20 protein-coding genes are annotated in these 19,788 nt (G+C 53.0%); 7 read left to right on the forward strand and 13 right to left on the reverse strand.

What is annotated here, in order from left to right; translation table 11 throughout:
• Positions 1–6 precede the first annotated feature (6 nt).
• Genes sufS through sufA form a run of 5 tightly spaced genes read right to left on the reverse strand, consistent with a single transcriptional unit; the run spans position 7 to position 5,093 of the window.
• Positions 7–1,227: a cysteine desulfurase SufS gene (sufS, locus tag ACOT1A_RS22040; RefSeq protein WP_276170377.1), complete on the reverse strand. Its 1,221-nt coding sequence runs from the start codon at positions 1,225–1,227 to the stop codon at positions 7–9.
• Entirely contained in the window at positions 1,224–2,495 is a 1,272-nt protein-coding gene (sufD, locus tag ACOT1A_RS22045) for a Fe-S cluster assembly protein SufD (protein ID WP_058647191.1), read from the reverse strand. The genes sufS and sufD overlap by 4 nt, the downstream gene beginning before the upstream one ends.
• Positions 2,470–3,216 (reverse strand): Fe-S cluster assembly ATPase SufC, encoded by a 747-nt coding sequence (gene sufC, locus ACOT1A_RS22050; RefSeq protein WP_022647874.1) that lies wholly within the window; start codon positions 3,214–3,216, stop codon positions 2,470–2,472. The genes sufD and sufC overlap by 26 nt, the downstream gene beginning before the upstream one ends.
• 9 nt (positions 3,217–3,225) lie before the next feature.
• Positions 3,226–4,716: a Fe-S cluster assembly protein SufB gene (gene sufB, locus ACOT1A_RS22055; protein ID WP_003857739.1), complete on the reverse strand. Its 1,491-nt coding sequence runs from the start codon at positions 4,714–4,716 to the stop codon at positions 3,226–3,228.
• Between the two features lie 8 nt (positions 4,717–4,724).
• On the reverse strand, positions 4,725–5,093 hold the full coding sequence (gene sufA, locus ACOT1A_RS22060; protein WP_022647873.1) for a Fe-S cluster assembly scaffold SufA: 369 nt from the start codon (positions 5,091–5,093) through the stop codon (positions 4,725–4,727).
• Between the two features lie 493 nt (positions 5,094–5,586).
• On the opposite strand from sufA, the gene ACOT1A_RS22065 reads away from it, so the two are divergent.
• Entirely contained in the window at positions 5,587–6,183 is a 597-nt protein-coding gene (locus ACOT1A_RS22065) for a DUF3828 domain-containing protein (RefSeq protein ID WP_276170376.1), read from the forward strand.
• A 110-nt stretch (positions 6,184–6,293) separates the two neighbouring features.
• Here ACOT1A_RS22065 and ACOT1A_RS22070 read toward each other — a convergent pair whose 3' ends face one another.
• Together ACOT1A_RS22070 and ACOT1A_RS22075 are read right to left on the reverse strand one after the other, a co-directional pair.
• Positions 6,294–7,022 (reverse strand): MerR family transcriptional regulator, encoded by a 729-nt coding sequence (locus ACOT1A_RS22070; protein ID WP_023299929.1) that lies wholly within the window; start codon positions 7,020–7,022, stop codon positions 6,294–6,296.
• A 188-nt stretch (positions 7,023–7,210) separates the two neighbouring features.
• Positions 7,211–8,431 (reverse strand): diguanylate phosphodiesterase, encoded by a 1,221-nt coding sequence (locus tag ACOT1A_RS22075; RefSeq protein WP_046620265.1) that lies wholly within the window; start codon positions 8,429–8,431, stop codon positions 7,211–7,213.
• A 339-nt stretch (positions 8,432–8,770) separates the two neighbouring features.
• On the opposite strand from ACOT1A_RS22075, the gene ycgZ reads away from it, so the two are divergent.
• The 4 genes from ycgZ to fdhF all read left to right on the forward strand — a co-directional run bounded on the left by ycgZ (position 8,771) and on the right by fdhF (position 11,987).
• On the forward strand, positions 8,771–9,010 hold the full coding sequence (ycgZ, locus tag ACOT1A_RS22080) for a regulatory protein YcgZ (RefSeq protein ID WP_022647869.1): 240 nt from the start codon (positions 8,771–8,773) through the stop codon (positions 9,008–9,010).
• A gap of 4 nt (positions 9,011–9,014) precedes the next feature.
• Positions 9,015–9,335, forward strand: coding sequence for a hypothetical protein (locus tag ACOT1A_RS22085; RefSeq protein WP_045309075.1), 321 nt, complete (start codon positions 9,015–9,017; stop codon positions 9,333–9,335).
• A 29-nt stretch (positions 9,336–9,364) separates the two neighbouring features.
• On the forward strand, positions 9,365–9,643 hold the full coding sequence (locus tag ACOT1A_RS22090) for a biofilm/acid-resistance regulator YmgB/AriR (protein WP_022647868.1): 279 nt from the start codon (positions 9,365–9,367) through the stop codon (positions 9,641–9,643).
• A gap of 193 nt (positions 9,644–9,836) precedes the next feature.
• Entirely contained in the window at positions 9,837–11,987 is a 2,151-nt protein-coding gene (gene fdhF, locus ACOT1A_RS22095; protein WP_276170375.1) for a formate dehydrogenase subunit alpha, read from the forward strand.
• Between the two features lie 52 nt (positions 11,988–12,039).
• Here fdhF and ACOT1A_RS22100 read toward each other — a convergent pair whose 3' ends face one another.
• From ACOT1A_RS22100 to ACOT1A_RS22125, 6 genes are read right to left on the reverse strand one after another with little or no spacing between them, the layout of a single operon-like run.
• Entirely contained in the window at positions 12,040–12,693 is a 654-nt protein-coding gene (locus ACOT1A_RS22100) for a helix-turn-helix transcriptional regulator (protein WP_022647866.1), read from the reverse strand.
• 41 nt (positions 12,694–12,734) lie between these two features.
• Positions 12,735–13,247 (reverse strand): fimbrial protein, encoded by a 513-nt coding sequence (locus ACOT1A_RS22105; protein ID WP_022647865.1) that lies wholly within the window; start codon positions 13,245–13,247, stop codon positions 12,735–12,737.
• A gap of 11 nt (positions 13,248–13,258) precedes the next feature.
• Positions 13,259–14,206 (reverse strand): fimbrial protein, encoded by a 948-nt coding sequence (locus tag ACOT1A_RS22110; RefSeq protein WP_032676314.1) that lies wholly within the window; start codon positions 14,204–14,206, stop codon positions 13,259–13,261.
• Between the two features lies 1 nt (position 14,207).
• A complete protein-coding gene (locus tag ACOT1A_RS22115; protein ID WP_105322689.1) occupies positions 14,208–16,751 on the reverse strand; it encodes a fimbria/pilus outer membrane usher protein in 2,544 nt (847 codons plus the stop codon).
• A 27-nt stretch (positions 16,752–16,778) separates the two neighbouring features.
• Positions 16,779–17,456, reverse strand: a complete 678-nt coding sequence (locus ACOT1A_RS22120) for a fimbrial biogenesis chaperone (RefSeq protein ID WP_022647862.1) — start codon at positions 17,454–17,456, stop codon at positions 16,779–16,781.
• Positions 17,457–17,513: 57 nt separating this feature from the next.
• Positions 17,514–18,044, reverse strand: a complete 531-nt coding sequence (locus ACOT1A_RS22125) for a fimbrial protein (protein ID WP_022647861.1) — start codon at positions 18,042–18,044, stop codon at positions 17,514–17,516.
• A 354-nt stretch (positions 18,045–18,398) separates the two neighbouring features.
• On the opposite strand from ACOT1A_RS22125, the gene ACOT1A_RS22130 reads away from it, so the two are divergent.
• Together ACOT1A_RS22130 and ACOT1A_RS22135 are read left to right on the forward strand one after the other, a co-directional pair.
• On the forward strand, positions 18,399–19,058 hold the full coding sequence (locus ACOT1A_RS22130) for a winged helix-turn-helix transcriptional regulator (RefSeq protein ID WP_022647860.1): 660 nt from the start codon (positions 18,399–18,401) through the stop codon (positions 19,056–19,058).
• 77 nt (positions 19,059–19,135) lie between these two features.
• Positions 19,136–19,765: a helix-turn-helix domain-containing protein gene (locus ACOT1A_RS22135; protein ID WP_038415908.1), complete on the forward strand. Its 630-nt coding sequence runs from the start codon at positions 19,136–19,138 to the stop codon at positions 19,763–19,765.
• The last annotated feature ends 23 nt before the right edge of the window (positions 19,766–19,788 follow it).

The raw sequence follows: 19,788 nt of genomic DNA on the forward strand, positions 1-19,788 counted from the left end.
TCTCCGTTAGCCAAGCAGCTGGTGAATACGTTTCAGTCCCGCCACCAGTCTGTCGACCTCTTCCGTTGTGTTGTACATCACCAGCGATGCGCGGCACATGGCCGGTACCTGATAATACGCCATCAGTGGCATCGCGCAGTGATGCCCGGTACGTACGGCGACGCCGTAATTATCCAGGAAACTGCCCACATCATAAGCGTGATGCTTGCCGAGGTTGAAGGCTATCACACCCAGACGGTCAGCAGGGCCATATAAGGTCAGATCCGGGACGCCGGCAAGCTCCTGCAAGGCATATTGCATCAGCAGCTGTTCGTACTCCTGAATCGCCGCCAGCCCCGTTTCAGATACGTAGCTAATGGCCGCACCCAGCCCGATGATCCCGCCTGTGTTTGGCGTGCCCGCCTCGAAGCGCCAGGGCGCCCGGGCGTAGGTTGTGCCTTCCGTCAGGCTGACGGTGGCAATCATTGACCCGCCCCCTTCCCACGGCGGCATGGCCTGGAGAATATCCTCCTTCACATACAACACGCCGATGCCCGTCGGACCATACAGCTTGTGCCCGGAGAAGACGTAGAAATCGCAGTCCAGGGCCTGAACGTCAACCGCATGGTGCATCACCGCCTGGGCACCATCAATCAACACTTTCGCACCGGCCTGATGGGCTTTGTCGACGATCAGCGCCACCGGATTTTCCGTCCCCAGCACGTTTGAAACGTGGGTCACCGCTAGCAGCCGCGTTCTGTCGTCAAGCAGGGCGTCCAGCTGTTCAAGCTGAAGCGTACCGTCTTCGTTTAGCGGGATCACCCGCAGTTGCGCCCCCATACGCTCACAGAGCATCTGCCAGGGCACGATGTTAGCGTGGTGCTCCATCTGGGTGATGATGATGTTATCCCCCGCGTGCACCTGCGCATTGCCCCAGCTGTTAGCCACCAGGTTGATCCCTTCGGTGGTGCCACGCACGAACACCAGCTCTTCCGGCGAACGCGCGTTGAGAAACGCCGCAACCTGCGTGCGCACGTTTTCCATGCGCTGGGTCGCCTCGGCGCTCAGAGTGTGGATCCCGCGATGGACCGCCGCATAACCGTGGCGGTAAAATTCGGCTTCCGCATCCACCACCTGATTTGGTTTTTGCGCGCTGGCCGCACTGTCGAGATAGGCCAGCGGCAGACCGTTCACTTCACGGGTCAGTACCGGAAAATCTGCCCGGACTTTCTCTACGGGAAATGTCATGCTTCGCCTCCAGGCAGCCGCTGACCGATACGGGCCAGCACCTGCTGTTTAAGTCCGCCATCGGGCAGCGCTTCCGTCAGCTCAGCCGCAAAGGCGTAAATAATCATCTTTTGCGCGGCCTGCTGGTCTATCCCGCGAGAGCGCAGGTAGAACATCTGCTCATCGTCAATACGCCCGACCGTTGCGCCGTGGCTGCATTTCACGTCGTCCGCATAAATTTCCAGCTGTGGTTTGGTGTCCACCTCTGCCAGACGTCCCAGCAAAAGGTTGTTGTTGGTCATCTGCCCGTCAGTTTTGATGGCGTGCTGCGCCACATTGATCAGGCCGTTAAACACCGCACGTCCTTTGTCGCTGACGATGGTTTTGTGCAGCTGACGGCTGTTGCAGTAGCCTTTGTTATGCTCAAGCCAGGTGCGCGTGTCGCATACTTCTGACTTCACCGGCATTGCCAGGCTGTTAATACGCAGCGTAGTGTTCTCACCGTTCAGCTGGGTGCTGGTATTGTGGCGCAGCACCGCGCCGCCAAGCAGGAAGCTGTGGCTGTAAGCCGCGGCATCCTGGCCCAGCAGAATATCGTTGTGGGCGAAGTGGTGGCTGAGCGGATTCTCAAACGCCAGCTTGATATGGTGCAGCTGGGCGTTGGCCGCCACGTTCATCGTCAGACGCGAGCCGGTAAAATGGCGGGTGTCGTTCAGACTAACGTAATGCTCAATTACCGTCGCTTCTGCCCCTTCTGCCAGCTCGAGATGGTGGCGATAGTGGGCGGTGTTGATCTCGTCGCCCTCAACACCCTGGGTGATATGCATCAGCAGCAGCGGTTTCGCCGGGCGCTGGTTACGCTTAACGTGAATATGGGTGACAGACTGAGACAGGCTCTCTGTGAGGTGCAGAAAGACGTCAGGCTGGACCGGAGCACTCAACGACTGGCGCTCGTCGTTAATGGCGATATCGAACCCGCTCTCCTGTACGCTGTCGCTGAGTTCCTCACGAAACTGCCCGTCTACAAACACCAGACGCACGGCATCCACGCTCAGCGCCAGCACATCGCGCTGGCCGGGGCTAACCTGCGCCAGACGGGTGACAAACTCGCCGTTTAGCAGGCCGTCCAGCGGGGTATATTTCCAGTTCTCATGCTTACGCGTCGGTAAACCGAGACGCAGCATCTGCTGGAGATGGTGCTGAGCCTGTTCAGAGCGCGCTCCACCCTGGGCTTCAAACAGTCGGTGCCACTGCTGGAGTGCATTACTGCTGTTCGGTAAGCCAGCCATAACCCTGCTCCTCCAGTTGTTTAACCAGCGTAAAGTCACCGGATTTCACAATGCGCCCCTGATAAAGCACGTGGACATAGTCCGGTTTGATGTAGTCCAGAATACGCTGGTAGTGAGTCACGATAATAAATGAGCGGTTACCGTCACGCAGAGAGTTTACGCCGTCGGCAACGATCTTCAGGGCATCAATATCCAGCCCTGAATCGGTTTCATCGAGAATGCACAGCTCCGGCTCAAGAACCGCCATTTGCAGAATATCGTTACGTTTTTTCTCACCGCCAGAAAAACCCACGTTCACCGAGCGGGTGAGCAGATCTTCGGGCATTTTCAGCAGCTTGATTTTCTCTTCCATCAGATCCTGGAAGTCAAAGCGATCCAGCGCCTCAAGCCCGCGATACTTGCGCACCGCGTTCAGCGCGGTTTGCAGGAAGAACTGGTTGCTGACGCCCGGGATTTCCACCGGATACTGGAAGGCCATAAAGATGCCCTCACCGGCACGCTCTTCAGGCGACATCTCCAGCAGATCCTTGCCGTTAAACTCAACGGAGCCGCTGGTGACCTCATAATCTTCGCGTCCTGCCAGCGTCGCTGAAAGCGTACTTTTCCCGGAGCCGTTTGGCCCCATGATGGCGTGAACTTCACCCGGTTTGACGTCAAAATTGAGCCCACGCAGGATCTCTTTCTCTTCCACGCTAACCTGTAAATCTTTAATGCTTAACATGTGCTTTCCTTAACCGACGCTGTGTTCAAGACTAATGGCGAGGAGTTTCTGGGCTTCAACGGCAAATTCCAGCGGCAGTTCAGAGAACACGTCCTTACAGAAGCCGTTAACAATCATTGAAATCGCATCTTCTTCACTGATCCCGCGTTGCAGGCAGTAGAACAGCTGATCTTCACCGATACGTGACGTAGTCGCCTCATGCTCGAGCTGGGCGCTGTTATTGCGGCATTCGACATAGGGGAAGGTATGCGCCCCGCAGTCCGCACCAATCAGCATGGAGTCGCACTGGGTAAAGTTACGTGCGTTGGTGGCTGTCGGCATGATTTTCACCAGCCCGCGATAGCTGTTCTGGCTGTGACCGGCAGAGATCCCTTTGGAGATGATGGTCGATTTGGTGTTTTTACCGATGTGGATCATCTTGGTGCCGGTATCGGCCTGCTGATGACCGCTGGTCAGTGCCACGGAGTAAAACTCACCGATGGAGTTGTCGCCGCGCAGAATACAGCTCGGGTATTTCCAGGTAATGGCGGAGCCGGTTTCTGACTGCGTCCAGGACATCTTACTGTTTTCACCTTCGCACAGCGCACGCTTGGTGACGAAGTTCAGAATACCACCGGTGTTGCCATCGCCCGGGAACCAGTTCTGTACCGTAGAGTATTTCACTTCCGCGTCTTTATGGATGATCACCTCTACCACCGCCGCGTGCAGCTGGTAGCTGTCGCGCACCGGCGCCGAACAGCCTTCGATATAGCTGACGTAGCTGCCTTCATCGGCCACCAGGATGGTGCGTTCAAACTGGCCGGTTTTTTCCGCGTTGATGCGGAAATAGGTTGAGAGCTCCATCGGGCAGCGCACACCTTTAGGCACGTAGATAAAGGTGCCGTCTGACGCCACCGCCGCATTCAGTGCCGCGAAGAAGTTATCGTTACTGGGTACCACGGTGCCAATGTATTTTTTCACCAGCTCCGGGTGATCGTGAATGGCTTCCCCAAAGGAGCAGAAAATTATCCCCTGCTCCGCCAGCTTTTCACGGTAGGTGGTTGCCACCGAGACGGAGTCAAAAATGGCGTCCACCGCCACCTCTTTACCTTCGCGCACGGGCACGCCGAGCTGATTGAAGGCCTCTTCCACCTCTTTACTCAGGAAGCTGTTCTCGGCACCGGTTTGCTGTACCGCGCCGGGCTGCGAGGCACAGGTATCATCGCAGCTGCCGCATGAGGGCGCGGAGTAGTAGCTGTAATCCTGATAGTTCAGCTTATCGTAATGCGCTTTCAGCCAGTGGGGTTCTTCCATCTCCAGCCACGCGCGGAATGCGCTCAGGCGAAACTCTAGCATCCACTCCGGCTCGTTACGTTTCGCCGAAATGGCGCGCACGACCTCTTCGTTGATGCCTTTCGCCAGCTCATCGGTTTGCAGCTGCGTGAAGAAACCCTCTTTATAGTTGAGGTGTCCGCCGCTCCAGGTGTTTACATCACTCGTTGCTTCAGTATTACGAGACATAGTACCGCCTATACCCCAAAGCTTTCGCCGCAGCCGCATTCGTTCTGGGCTTTCGGGTTATGAAATTTGAATAACTGGTTTAAACCTTCCCGAACGTAGTCGACTTCGGTTCCATCGATAAACGGCATAGCCTGTAGCGCGACGTATAACTTTGCACCGTCGGTTTCAAAGACCAGATCGTCCTTTTTGGGTTCGGTTACGGTATCCAGCACGTAGCCAAATCCCGCGCAGCCCGTCTGCTTAACGCCTAAGCGTACGCCGAGGATGTCGGGATTTTTTGCCACCAGCTCATGAATATGCGCCGCCGCCGCGGGCGTCAGCGTTAAGCCACGCCAGGCAAAATCGGCCGGATTGAAGGTTTCTGAATGCAGTTCCATAGGTCCACCTCATCTGATAAGCCACCAGGGCATAACACCATGTTAGTGATAACGATTATCACTTCAACCCCCTGCGAGCAGGGGCTTTGGGCTAAACCGCCCTTTTTGGCTACTTTCATTAAGCATAGACCCTGTGACGGGATGCGGATGGGAGGGTTAGTTTTGTTCAATGCATTGATAAATAATGCATTTCATAAGAAAGGCGGTAAGGTGGCGGGCAATAATAAAAATTGTATTGAAAATACCTATTTTTGAGATAGCTAAAGTACGCCCAGGCATCATATACATTTTTTACGTATGCCTCCCCCTTAAGCCAGGTTCTTTTTAATTCTTTTTTGCCTTACCTGGGCGCGCATAAAGACGTTTGATGGATAAGTTAACCATTATTTATCAGTCTGATAGTGGTTAAATTCCGATCATGATTAATTACATAAACTCGTCCCTTTTCGGCGTAATGTTTCCCTTGTTAACCATTTATTCAGTAAGGGATTAAATGATGTGGAGTGCCCATAAAGCCGCAGTTCATGCTCGCCAGCATGCAGGTCAGTATAGCCAGAAAAGATGTGCAGAATTTGTTTCAAAATCCATTCGCGCCGGCGGTGCTAATCTACAGAACACACATTATGCTAAGGATATGAAAAGCAATTTAATTCTGGCGATCCTGCTTCTGCCCACTCTCGCATCAGCTGCACAGGAGTTACCCCCTGAGGTATCCGCTGCCCTTCAGTTTAATAAGTGGTACATCTCGCAAATTATTACCGGGAAAGAGCCCCTGAAAAACTATGAAGCGCTGAGGCCATATGTGACCCGCGAAACCATCAGCAAACTCAAAGCCATGGATAAGTTGGATCCAGATGAATATGACGTGCCTGACGTCGATTTGTTCATCAAGGCTCAGGGATATGAAGATGACTGGGACATCGTCAGTGCGCGGGCGCTGGATTACGATGCCGCCTGTATGCAGGTTTATATCTCATTCGGCAAAAAGCGGGATCACACCGTGATTGACTGCATGCTCAAGGAAGATGGCGTGTGGAAAGTTGAATCCGTGGCCAGTATGAATATTTCAGACAACCTGATGATGGAATAAACCGACGATATGACAGGGGTACTGATGCTATGCATCTTCGCGGATACCCCTGTCGTATCGCCAGAAAGCAAAAATCCCGCGCTGGCGGTTTACCGTTGGCCCCCTTAACATCAGTGATGGAACGAGACGGCGAAACCCTGTTCACGCCAGTGGTCGAGCTGCTCCTGTTGACGAGGCGTAGGTGCTTTACCGGTCCAGACGAAAATTTTTTGTCCAGGGAAAAGTTCCGGACGTGGAGAATCAATGGGTTCAGCCAGCACGTCGATATGCCAGCCCTTGTAGGCAAGACGGGCCGCTTCCAGCCACAAATGCGTACGGTCGTCGCACTCCCATCCAACCAGTAGCGCATCTTTTCCTGCTTTTTTTCGTGATTCAACCAGGCTAGTAACGGCAAACTCAATCAGGACACCGTCGAGCAGGCTCGCCATATGACGCACCGTATTCTGATCCTGATTCATTCGCTGACGCACAGGGGTGATGATGTTATCTATCAGAACATCCATCGCATGGTCGCGGCGGAACTCACTGATTTTGGCGCGCAGTTTTGCCGGATTGGCATAGCGCAGAACGGTTAACATCTCTTCCTGAAACGATGCCCAGTTCCCATGCGTCATCACTTCTGTATTTTCAAGAAGCGCTTTTACTTTACCGACCGAAACACCCGTTTTCATCAGGCGTTTGATCTCTTCGATACGCAGGATATCTTCATCGTCAAACTGACGATGACCCCCTTCACTTCGCTGCGGCTTCAACAATCCATAACGGCGCTGCCAGGCACGCAGCGTAACGGGGTTGATACCGCATCGTTCGGCCACTTCGCCGATACTGTAATAGGCCATTAACTCCCTCACGCACAATACTTCCATACCTAACCAAACCAACCTTATCAGATTGTACAAATCATTTGTATAACTAACTCCTCGTTATGAGACAAGTGAATGGCTCAAAGAACCCCTCACTCGTTAATGTATTGTTGTATAAATTTAGCCGTACGTACAGGTCACTATTAAGAGTTACGTACAGGTTTTTATAAATCGTACTTTTTCTCGGGCCAGGCAATCGCCGGAATGGCCCCCAGACGCGGGCTGGCAAAAAGGTGGCCCTGGAACTGAGAAATCCCGGCGGATTCCAGCCACATCCACTCTTCAGCCAGCTCTACGCCAACCGCACAGAACAGAATTTCCAGGGACGCACAGCATTTAATGATCGACTGAATGATCGCCTGACGCGGGCCGCTCTTGTGCACGTTGGCAATCAAATCACGGTTGATCTTGATTCTGTCCGGCTGGAACTGAGCCAGCAGTTGCAGACCGGCGAATCCCGCGCCAAAGTGATCGATGGCCACGCTGATCCCGGCGCTTTTAAGCTGTCTGACCGCGCTGGTGAACTCTTCGAAGCGCGAGATCGCCTCGCTCTCGGTGAACTCGACCACAATTTGCTCCGGCACAAAACCGTTCGCCTCAATTGCCGTCAGTAAAAAATCGACGGCGCCAGGAACATTGACCAGCGTCATCGGCAGCAGATTAATGGACAACGTTTGAGTCTGTAGGCCCAGCGCGCTGGCCATCGACAAAGCCACCTGTTTACTCTTCAGATCCGATTCGTACAGCGCCTCACGCGACAGGTTGGCAAAATAGCTTTCCGGAGACTCACCGGACGGCGTGCGGATCAGGGCTTCCCAGGAAACAACCTGCTGCATAAACGGATCGACGATAGGTTGAAACGCGAAACTACAGTCCGCTCCCTTTGCCACTACCGTCGGCTGGGAGGATAACGGCGTGTTTTCGGTGACAAACTCCCAGGCGTCAGCAGGAGGCAGCTCAAAGTAGTTGGCTTTTTCAGTGGCCTCAACGAAGGTGCGGAAAAATTGCAGGGCGCGATCGTTATAGGTCAGCTGATAGCGGCTTGTGCCTTTATCAAGAACTTGTTGCAGCACTTCGTTGGTGTCGTACTGACGAAGGTCGAAGAGCTCCATACCCACATTGCCAAAACGTCTTGAAGGCCCGTGATCGCTCAACAATTCGACCACGTTGTGATGCCGTGGGTCACGGCAAATGAGCTCATAGATCTCCTTAACGTTATCAGCGGGCCCTTCAAGTAACTGAAAAAAGTGTGTGCCGTTAAACAGCAAAATCCCCGTCACATCGAACTGGCGATTTCTACAATTTGCAGCAGCGACCATATCTTCCAGCGCTTTCACTGGAACGTCCTCGCAGATATGACTGCGGTAAATGATGGTTGTGAGCATGCTAATCCTGAAGATTGAAGGGGTGACCACGAAAACACGTGGGGAGAACTCTGTTATAGCACATTAATTTCCCAACAAATAATTTACATCTCAACGATTTACACGGCTTCTTTGCGCCTTTCCCAAGCTTGTACAACTCTGCGACGCCGCTTTGGATTGTACAATATATTTTGTGAATCACGCAGTAAAGTGTGCGCACATAACACTATGATAAATAAAGATTTTATAAAATATATTATAAAATATTTAAAAAATTGTACATTTTAAATGTACAGATTTGAAAATTATGTATACCTTAAATGTAACGTTACTGATTACAGAATTTTACAGGAGCGAAACATGCAGCAGAACGGATACGTCGCAGACTCAGCAACAGCGATTGCGCAGTACTTCGAAAAAGCCGCGCTTCCAACCCAACAGGAAACATTGGGTCAGGTTGTTGTTGAAATCCTTAGCGATGGGCGGAATCTGAATCGCAAATCGCTCTGCACAAAACTGTTGAGTCGCCTTGAAAGGGCCAATGGTCCGGAAGAGGAACATCATTATCACCTGCTTCTTGGTCTGCTCTTCGAACGTTAATGTTATGAACAGCAGTGATGCGGACAGACTGATCGACCAGCTCATTGGAGAAGCCGCTCTTTCACTTTTGAAGGAGCGCGGTCCCGTGACGACCGAGGGATTGGTTCAGCGTCTGCGTAACATGCAAGCCTGTGAGACGGATCCCCAGCGGCGGGAGACATTAGCGAGGGTGATAGCTGAAATCAGCTCAGGCACGGTCGCTTTTAAAGGTCGCAGAACCGCACAAGGACGAATACAGAGAGAGGGATCTCTCAAAAATAATCGAGACAATGTAGTGCCGTTATTTGGAAATGGAAAACCGTCCGATCCCAAAAAGATGCATTGACTACAACTTTACAGCAACGGTGAGAACAAATGAGACAAAATATTCAGCTTCAACCCGAATACCACTCCGCCTTTTTAGATAGCGCGTTGTCGGAGTATTTCCGTCACGCAGGCGATCGCTTTGCTGAAGAGTCTGCCATTTTTTCGACTGCGGTTCGTTGTGTTCTCGCTTCTGAAGGTCATCTGACCAACAAAGCGATCATTCTCTGGCTGATCCAGACGCTGGAAACCACCGACGATGTCGTTAAGGCGGACGTGATCCGCAAGACGCTGGAAATTGTTGTCGGTTATACCATGGACGATCTTTAACGCCTCTCCCTTCCCATCCGTACGGATAGCGTGTCATCGTCAATTCTGACGAACAGACTGACGATGACACACCCTCTCTTCCCTGACGCCCTGTTAATCAAGCACGCTGAATGTGGCATGGATCCTGCTTAGTCCGCTAAGGGACTGGGCTTTCCAGTAAACATTGCTTCATTTCTTAACAGGTCTGTTATTGATGAAAAAAATCGCCAGCGTCTGCCCTTACTGTGGTGCAGGCTGCAAACTAAACCTCGTCGTTAAAAACAACCGGATTATCCGTGCCGAAGCCGCTGATGGCGTAACCAATCAGGGCACGCTTTGCCTGAAAGGATTCTACGGCTGGGACTTTCTTAACGACACACGGCTGCTTACCCCCCGTCTTACGCAGCCCATGATCCGCTACAGCAAAGGCGAGTCCTTTACCCCTGTTACCTGGGAAGAGGCCATTCGCTATACTGCTCACAGGCTTAAAAGCATCAAAGATCAGTACGGCCCTCGATCCATTATGACCACGGGGTCCTCGCGTGGAACGGGCAATGAGACCAACTATGTGATGCAAAAATTTGCCCGTGCGGTGCTGAACACTAACAACGTCGACTGCTGCGCCCGCGTCTGTCACGGTCCGTCCGTTGCCGGTTTACAGGAGACCCTCGGCAACGGTGCCATGAGCAATTCCATTAACGATATTGAAAACTCAAAATGCCTGCTGGTGTTCGGCTATAACTGCGCCGACTCTCACCCCATCGTCGCCCGACGCGTGCTTAAAGCACGTGAAAATGGCGCAAAAATCATCGTCTGCGATCCGCGTCATATTGAAACGGCACGCATTGCCGATCTTCATCTTCAGTTGAAAAACGGCAGTAACATGGCGCTGGTCAATGCCTTTGGCTATGTCCTGCTTGAAGAGGAACTGTACGACAAAAACTACGTTGCCCGCTTCACAGAAGGGCTTGAGGCTTACCGACTGACGGTAAAAGATTACGCACCCGAGCAGGTTGATCATCTGACGGGCATTCCCGCGCGGGATGTTCGTCAGGCAATGCGCATGTTCGCGGCGGCGCCTTCAGCAACGGTAATGTGGGGAATGGGCGTTACGCAGTTTGGTCAGGCGGTTGATGTGGTGAAAGGTCTCTCCAGCCTGGCGCTGCTCACCGGCAACCTGGGCCGCCCTGCCGTCGGCGTAGGTCCGGTTCGCGGGCAAAATAACGTTCAGGGTGCCTGCGATATGGGCGTTTTGCCCAATATGTTCCCCGGCTACCAGGATGTCACTGACCCGGCGGTCAGACTGAAATTTGCCGATGCGTGGAAAATCAATGTCAGCCGGATGGACGATCGCGTCGGGACGCGTATCACCGAAGTGCCGCATCTCGCGCTGGAAGGTAAGATCAAAGCCTATTACATCATGGGGGAAGATCCGCTTCAGACAGAAGCCGATCTGGGCCTGGTCCGCCGCGGCTTTGAGTCCCTCGATTTTGTGGTGGTTCAGGACATCTTTATGACCAAAACGGCAGAGGTGGCTGACGTACTGCTCCCTACCACGTCATGGGGAGAACATGCTGGCGTGTTCACCTGTGCCGATCGCGGCTTCCAGCGTTTTGGCAAGGCCATTGAGGCCAGCGGCAACGTCAAGCGCGACTGGGAGATCATCAGCCTGCTGGCCACGGAGATGGGCTATCCCATGCATTACGAGAATAACCAGCAGATCTGGGACGAAATGCGCGAGCTGTGCCCCCTCTTCTACGGCGTGACCTACGAAAAAATGGGCGAGATGGGCCATGTCCAGTGGCCCTGCCCAACCCTTGATCATCCCGGCACACCCTATTTGTACAGGGATAATCAGTTCGACACCCCCACTGGCAAAGGCCAGCTGTTTGCTGCCCCCTGGCGCGCTCCGGCCGAGACACCGGATACGGAATACCCGCTGGTACTTTGCACGGTGCGCGAAGTCGGTCACTACTCCTGTCGCTCAATGACCGGGAACTGCGCGGCGCTGCAAAGCCTGGCCGACGAGCCAGGCCGGGTGCAAATGAACCCGGCCGACGCGGATGAGCGTGGGATCGCCGACGGCCAATTGGTCTGGGTACGTTCACGCCGGGGTAAAGTGATCACGCGCGCCAGCATCAGCGAGCGCATCAATGCGGGAGCAATCTATATGACCTACCAGTGGTGGATTGGCGCCTGTAATGAGCTGACGCAGGATAATCTAGACCCGATCTCCAGAACGCCTGAAACGAAATATTGCGCCGTGCAGATGGAGGCGATCGAGGACCAGCGCTGGGCGGAGGATTTTGCGGCTTCTGCATACCAGACCATGAAGACGCGGTTGATCGCTGCGGTTAACGTTTAAATACATTGCCGGGTGGTGGCTATCACTGCCCGGCCAGCTATCCGCTGGCGTTTTACGCTATCTGTTCTGCATAATTATTTTCCAGGTAATCGCGAAGCAGGTTCGGACGGCTCTTTTTCTCCATCAACCTTCTCAACAGTACGATCAGCTCGTAATCGCTTCGCAGATTAAATTTTTGCATCAGCATATATTTATGGGTGAAGACCGTTTTCTGGCTCATCTCCAGCGCCTGAGCGGTCTGCACTACCGACAGCCCTCGGTAAAAATTGACCAAAATACGAATTTGTTGCCGGGATAACCCTTTATGCTGGCAGTCGAAGCAGTTATGTTTAGTCCATGTATAACCCGGTAATTGCGTCCTGAACCACGCGATAAACAGTACGCCACTGATACGATCAAGCGATGCACGTCGAGGGAGAAAAATAATGTCCTGAAAGCAGGAGGGCAACGCCGAAAAGCGCAGTTCATCGTCGACAAACCCTAGCACAATCCCTTTTTGCCGGGCGAGTAACTCGGGAAAACAGGTCAGTGTTTCACCCTGGCATAATGACAGGACAATAATATCGGCCTGACTGACGTTTTCATGGGTCAGCGCCAGGTTAAATGTGATGGCACGATGAAAGTTATGTTTAAAAAAATCCTCGAAAAATTCATGTAGCCCAGCCTGAAAAAATAGATCGGTTTCCTGAATCAGAATATTTAACATAGCTCATACCAACGTCTTTAAAAAAGGCATATCACCGGCGCTCAGTTGTACTGCATCGTCATCACCACAACTGCACTGATGCTTCCCGGCGTGACGCCACCCGTCACGGATTTAACCGAGGCCTGCATAGCCATTGTCGCGGTTCTGTCGGCACCAATAGTTTGAGTCATGCCAGAGCCTGTTCCTTTAAGCGTACCCGTTTGGGCATCGCGCATGGCTATCGCCACGTGCGTGGCCGAACCGCTGTTCATAAAATAGTCCGCGCCCGCCGCGGGATCGGGGCTGCCGGTAAAAGAGACGGTCACACTCTGCGTTCCCGTTGGGCACTGGGTGAACAGCAGACTAAATGGCACCGGATCCGATGTTGAGCCCGGCGTCGCCATATTGGTTGCCTGAATATTGCCCAGATTGACATCGAGGCTGTTACTCCCGCCATTAAATATGCACGGCGACGCAACGATATTTCCCGTCACACCGATGTTGACGCTATCAGCGGTGAAAGCCTTCCCGCTGAGTAAAGCCAGTAACAGCAGTGTCCCGTATATTATTTTCATCTTCGTACCTGCTACTGATAGGTCAAATTAAGGGTGGCGGAGGCATTTGCTGAACCTGACTCCACGCGGTTCAACGTCTGGTAATATCGGGCCGTTAACGGCAATGTCTCTTGCCCGCCGGCAGACTGCCGCAAGAATAGTCGGCTGTTCATCACCAGCGGCACACCGTTATAGATAAGCTGCACCCCAACCCCTTTTGCGGTGCCGGCATTTCCCTGCCCGGTTAAGGCCATCACGCTGGTATTGGCGCTGTCCGGATTCTGTATTCCACTGAGCGAGACCGTAATATTGGTTCCGGCGGCGCAGGTTAAGCCCAGGTTTTGCGTGTTCTGTGCTCCCGCTGGCGTGGTGCCCACCACGGTGCCGAACGCCGAGGCGGGGATATCCCCGATCGGAAACGTCAGCTGTGACGTATTCACCGTGCACGCCATGGCATTAATGGTTCCGGCGGTGAGCTGCGTGGTCAGGCCGTCACGATAGATGCCGTCGCTCCCCTGAAGCGTCACGACGCCGATCGCCCCCGGGGTTAACGCCCCCGATGAGACCGGGCCAGTCACCACCAGCTCAATCCTCCCGCCATACCAGTCGACATAGGAGGTCTGCGCATTGTACGAGAACGTATTGCTCGGGTTTTCAAAATAGGCGTTGGAGGAAAAGCGTATGCCTATCCCGCTGACGTTAGTGTTGTACACATGATTGCCGTAGCTGCTCAACGTGGCGCTGTTGTAGCGCATGCTGAATCCCAGCATCAGCGGATTAGCACATCCAGTAAGATAGGAACCTGTGGCTGTCGCCGCGCCGGAAAAGACCACCGTGCCGACAGGCGCATCACGCTGCACGTTAATCGTCCCCACGGACAGGGTTGACAGCTGCGGCGTGATGGTGGTGCACGTACCGGCACGGGCGAGGTTTCCCGCCGCGAGCAAACAGAGAAGCAAAATCACGATAAGCCATTTCATGTTAACGTTCCTGACGGCAGGAGGCGCGCATGTCAGCGATCCCACCGAATGTTGAGTGTGTCGGCAGGCTGAAATCAGCGCGGCATTGCTGGCTGGGCTGACTCCCCCATGTTGCGACTAACGTCCCCTCCTCGCGCATACCGGTTAAATAAACCTGGCCGCGATCGCCCACAATAAAACTGCTGCTCTCATCACCGACAAGGGTGACCACCGCCCCAAACGGAACGGCGCGTTCGTTGTCGGTCAAGGTCATCAGCACCCGGCGACCTGACTGCGGCAAATAATCGGCTCTCACCACCGCTCCCCGTGTCGGCGTTACCGTGCGGGTGTTGATCTCCAGTTCGACATCCTCCGGCATATTTTCCGGATCGAGAGTGAGATCGTTTTTTCGGTAGACCGAAAGGTTGCTCACGACCGTATAACCGCGAACATCTGTCCGTACACCGGGCTGATTGCGGATATCCACGCCGTGGGCGCCAGGCGCTTTAATTAAGGCGTTGGTCTCCCCCAGCGGCTGAGAAAGCGTGATGCCATCAGCATGGGCGAGAATGCCGCCTTGTAGCCCGTAATTCAGGCGTTCACTGTTTTTGTCATAACCATACCCCGCCGTGGCTTCGCCATAGGTGCCTCTGTAGTCCGCGTTAACGTTGCCGGTATAGCCCACGCCCTCTGTGCCGTATCCCTGCTGCACGTTCCAGTTCAGGGCTCGGTTTTCGAGTGCCACCCCGTTCAGACCGATGCTGTGTGTCGTCCCGTTATTCCTGCTGGCGTTCATGCCATAGTTCGCCCATGTCTGCGGCAAAAATTTATCCAGCGGAATGCTGATGTTGAACGCCAGAAGCTGGTCGTGAACAGCGTTTTTTTGGTTGTCGCGGGTTTCTGACGCTGAGCGGACATTTTTGCTGTAGGTCCATGTCAGGCCATAGCTGATGTTGTGCCAGTAGTTGCTATAGCCGACGCTCCACGAAGCCATCGACTTACCGTCATTCCAGTAATCTTCCTGCGCCGCACTGAGGGTAAGCGCGCCCAGGTTGTCCCCCAGCGTCTGGCTCATTGTCAGCTCGGCACGGTTACGTCGCCTGTCCTGAAGCGCGCTGCTGTCGCCGTACGAATCGAGGACCTCCTGCATCCCGTAATAGCCGCGGGTCGAGTAGCGATACCCGGCAATCGAAAAGTTCGTCCCGGTATTAATAAAATTCTTGCTGTATCGGGCCCGCCACGACTGACCGCTTGTTTTCGCGGCATGCTCCGGCGTTGACCAGCCCTGGGTGAGGTCTGCGGATATCGCCCCGAGAACGCCCATGTTCTTGCCCACCCCCAGAGCCGCCGACTGGTACTTATCTGCCCCCTGAACGCCGCCATAGAGCGTGAGGCCGTAAGGGAGGCCGTAGATTCCGGTCAGTTGCCCGAAGGGGGTTTTCTCCACGCTACGGTTATACGATCGATACTGCCCGGCGGTAAGGGCATATTTCAGGCGCCCCTCCCGTTGCAGGACCGGCAGCGAAGCGTACGGCAGGGTGAAATGTTGCTCACTGCCATCGGCTTCGACGATCGTGACTTCAAGATCGCCCGCGCCGCCGGTGGGATACATATCCGCGATCTCAAACGCGCCCGGCGCCACATAGCTTTGGTAGATTTGATAGCCATTCTGACGCACCACGACCTGCGCGTTAGTTCGCGCAATACCGCGCACCACCGGCGCATAGCCTTTCAGAGAATCCGGTAGCATGTCGTCGTCGGACGCCAGCTGGACGCCGCGAAAAGGCATGCTGTCAAAGACATCGGCAGGGGCGGAACTGTCTCCGAGCGTAAGCTGGGCTTGCAGGGGAATAATCGCGCGCTGCATCAAGGTATAGACATTGTCCCACTTATCCTGGCCGGACGCATCGCGGGACCAGGTGGTGTAGTTGCGTAACCGCCAGGGACCGACGTTGATCCCCGGTCGCAGGTTTGCATACTGACTGTCGCTGCGGGTGCCTGCCCCGCTTCTTGCCCGGCTGTTCGCGCCGCTCAGGCTGTAGTTGAGCATGGCCGCGGTAATGCCTTCATCCCACATCTCCGGCGGAACGTAACCTCTCGCTGGCAGATCTATGGCCGCCTGTGGGATGCTGATTGCCAGACGCTGGGCGCCAAACTGGAAGTCCGCGCTGGCCTGTGGAATCGCCTTGAGATCGGCGCATTCACCTTGCCCGGCGTCGAGCTGCGGGAAAAGCGCCGTTTTCACGCCCCACGCTTTTAACTGCCTGATACTCAGGCACGGCTGCAACGTTTCACTGCCGTTAGCATCCTTCACTGCCATGAAACGAATATCCCGCGTTTCCAGCAGCCGATCGTCAAGAATAATATCAACGAGGTACGTCCCGGGCGCCTGCGAGCCGGATTCAAAGGCAGATAAATCCGCTTTTCCCATTCCGGGATTATCCAGTTCTACCAGTTCCGTATTAAACGTCTCACTGGCATACAGCGTGGGAGAGAAACCCGCAAGCGCGAGGGCAATGAATATTGCCAGGCGCGCAGGCTGCACTGTATTAAATGCCGTTGTCATGACGAGCACCCGATTAATGCAAAGTGATCACAAACTGGCCCGGTGTAATTCGCCAGGATTGCCATAATCGTTAATGACTTTAAACGTCAGCGTATTGCCATTGGTCCCATTCGGTAACGGGAAACGAACTGAGCCTGAAGGCATTACGTAGGTGACATCGTCAAGTTTTTTACCCCCGACCGTTATTTCATTGAAATTGATAACGTACGGCGTAGGGTTATTTACCTGCAGAGCATTTCCCGCACGATGCCAGGTTAATTTGTTGGTTTGTTCCTCAGGGGTAGACGCACGAAGGCTCTCTGGCCGATAAATAAGTTTAATCCGCGTTTTGACGGCAATTTGCAGCGAGTTCATCTGCTTTGAAGCTGATGGAATAGCTTTAATGTTCAGCCAGAATAAACTCTCCTGCCCCTGAGGCAGCGAGCCTGTCATGACAATACGCTCAAGGTTTTTTTGCCCGCCATCCAGCCGATACAGCGGAGGCGTAATAATAAAAGGCGCTTTACCGGATTGCCCATCCTGAACATCAATCCACGACTGGATTAAATAAGGAACGTCATCAGGATTGGTGATACTTATTGACGCTTCTTTTTTTGCCCCATCGAAAATAATGCGGGTGCCGCCAATAACTACTCCAGCACTGGCGGATGTTAACGTCAGCGATAACAGCGCCATCGCCAGGCCAGTTGTCGTTATAAAACGCATTTCAATACCTCATAAAACAAGGGGCCGGGAAGCCCCCTGCTAATTACTGCCAATGACTTAGTTGTAAACCACTGAGAAGTTCGCGACCGAGTTAGCCGGGCCCGCGGTCACGGACGCTGCGGTGGAGATATACTGCGCGTAGAAGTTCAGTGTATTATCAGCCGTACTGCTGAGCGCGTAGGTATAGCTGTTGCTGCCGTACAGCGGCAGATCGGCTTTATCTGCAGTCATCAGGTTAATCGCTACCCCTGTGGCCGCCCCCGCCACGGACGTATCAATCGCCAGCAGGCTGGCGTTGGTTAAATCCGGCGTACCGTCAAAACGGACTTTTGCATTGGTGACCGTCACAGGACAGTTTTTCAAAATAATATTAAACTGCGTCGCAGCCGTTCTGGCTCCCGCCGTCGGGAATTCCGTTTTATAATAATCGCCCAATACCACCACCTGGTTCTGAGATGCCACATCTACGTCGCAGGCAGAATCCAGAATATTTCCGTTAAAATTAACGGTACCTGCCGCTGCAAATGCATTGGTCATGGTGAGTACAGAACCTGCCGCTAACATTGCCATCATCAATTTTTTATTCATAATTATCTTTCCTGTATTACTTTATTTATTACCGATATTCAATTGCAGAAATAAAACCCCTTTCGACGAATCAAAATTTATACAACTCTTTTTCTACGCACAATCGATTTTAGGGTCTAGCTGTAGACTCTCTTTTAACAAAAACAAAACAAATTACTTTGGAAATATCTTAACAATAAAGTCCCCGGTCTACTTTTAGACCTAAGTCAAAAATGTTTCAAATTCAACTAATTAACACTCATTAATAGGCAAGTCTATAATTAGACTCGACGAAAATATTCCCTGACTAACTGTTTTTTAAGATAATTCTTTATGTCGATCAAAAAATGATCGCATCAGTGTATGAGGCCTCTTATGAACACCCGTATTGCGCCCGTTTCAGGCAATGAAATAACAACAGTGCTTGGCGCTAAGCCTCTTAAGCACATTGAAAAAATAATCGATAATGTTTTGCCGCATACGGAAAGATGCATCATGGCTAAAGGTGAAGTCATCCATTATTATTCCGGTGATATCCGCCAGTGCTTTTTACTGTTACATGGCAGCGTGGCATTGCATCGTCGAGGTGACGGTATCGTCTTAAATTCCGAATCCGCACCTTTTATACTCGGCGTGAGCAGCCAGTTTTCTTCTGAGCACCTCTACGTCAGAGCGCTGGAAACTTCAGAGGTGGCTAGCGTTACGCTGGAGCGTTTTAATCACGTAGTCGCACAACAGAATTTATGGGAGTCCTTCTCGAACCTGCTGATCTATACCGCATCGCGGGTTTACGAACATTGTGCCCAGATATCGCAGATGTCGGCTTACGACATTATCCGCTTTCAGCTGGTAGAACTGATGCAGGAGCCGGAAGCCATAAGACAAAGCATTACCGCCGCAGCCTATATCAAAAGCCGCACCTATCTTTCACGCAGCGGCATTATGCGGATCCTGGCGGAGTTGCGGACGGGGAAATACATCACTATGGAGCGCGGCGTGCTAATCGAGATCCATCACTTACCCCGCAAGTACTGAGGCTGTTTTTATCTCTGGAGAAGGTGGAAAATAAGAGCGACACTATAGAAAGTACAGTCTCTTTCCAGGTTAACGCTATGTCTTCTGACAAACCATCGCATCGCGGCTCTCCCTATGCCCAGGAACTGATTTCCCACTTACAGCCGCACTGCACCACGCATAAAACCGATCCCGGTGAGCAACTTGATCTCCAGGTTAACGGGCAGAGTATGTGTTATTTAATTCTAGAGGGCACAATCGCGATATACAGAAGAAGCGACGACATGATGCTTACCACCGCGCGCAGTCCCGCCCTGTTTGGCCTCGCTAACCTGACGGACATATATTTTAACGATTATCTCAAAACGGTGACGCCATGCCTGATCGGCGTGCTAGCAACCGATCGGGTGGCAGAAGTTATCAAAGAGAAGGCGTTATGGGGGCTGCTTTCTAATCATCTGATGTTTGTCTATAACCGCCTTTATCACAACGTCATGCCGAAAGGTGCGCCAACGGCTTACGAGATGATTCGTCAGCAGCTCATGATGCTGATGCAGGAAGATGACAACTACCGACGCAGCGTGACGGCGGAAAGGTACATCCGGGATAAAACCCGGCTTTCCCGCAGCGGCGTAATGCGGATACTGGCTGACCTGAAAACGGGCGGGTTCATCGAAATGGAAGAAGGCCGGCTCATTAAAATTAACAAACTGCCTGCCAAATACTGAGTTTCAGACACAAAAAAGGCCGC

The sequence above is a fragment of the Enterobacter cloacae complex sp. SYL003 genome (genome assembly GCF_049236925.1).
Taxonomy (GTDB): domain Bacteria; phylum Pseudomonadota; class Gammaproteobacteria; order Enterobacterales; family Enterobacteriaceae; genus Enterobacter; species Enterobacter intestinihominis.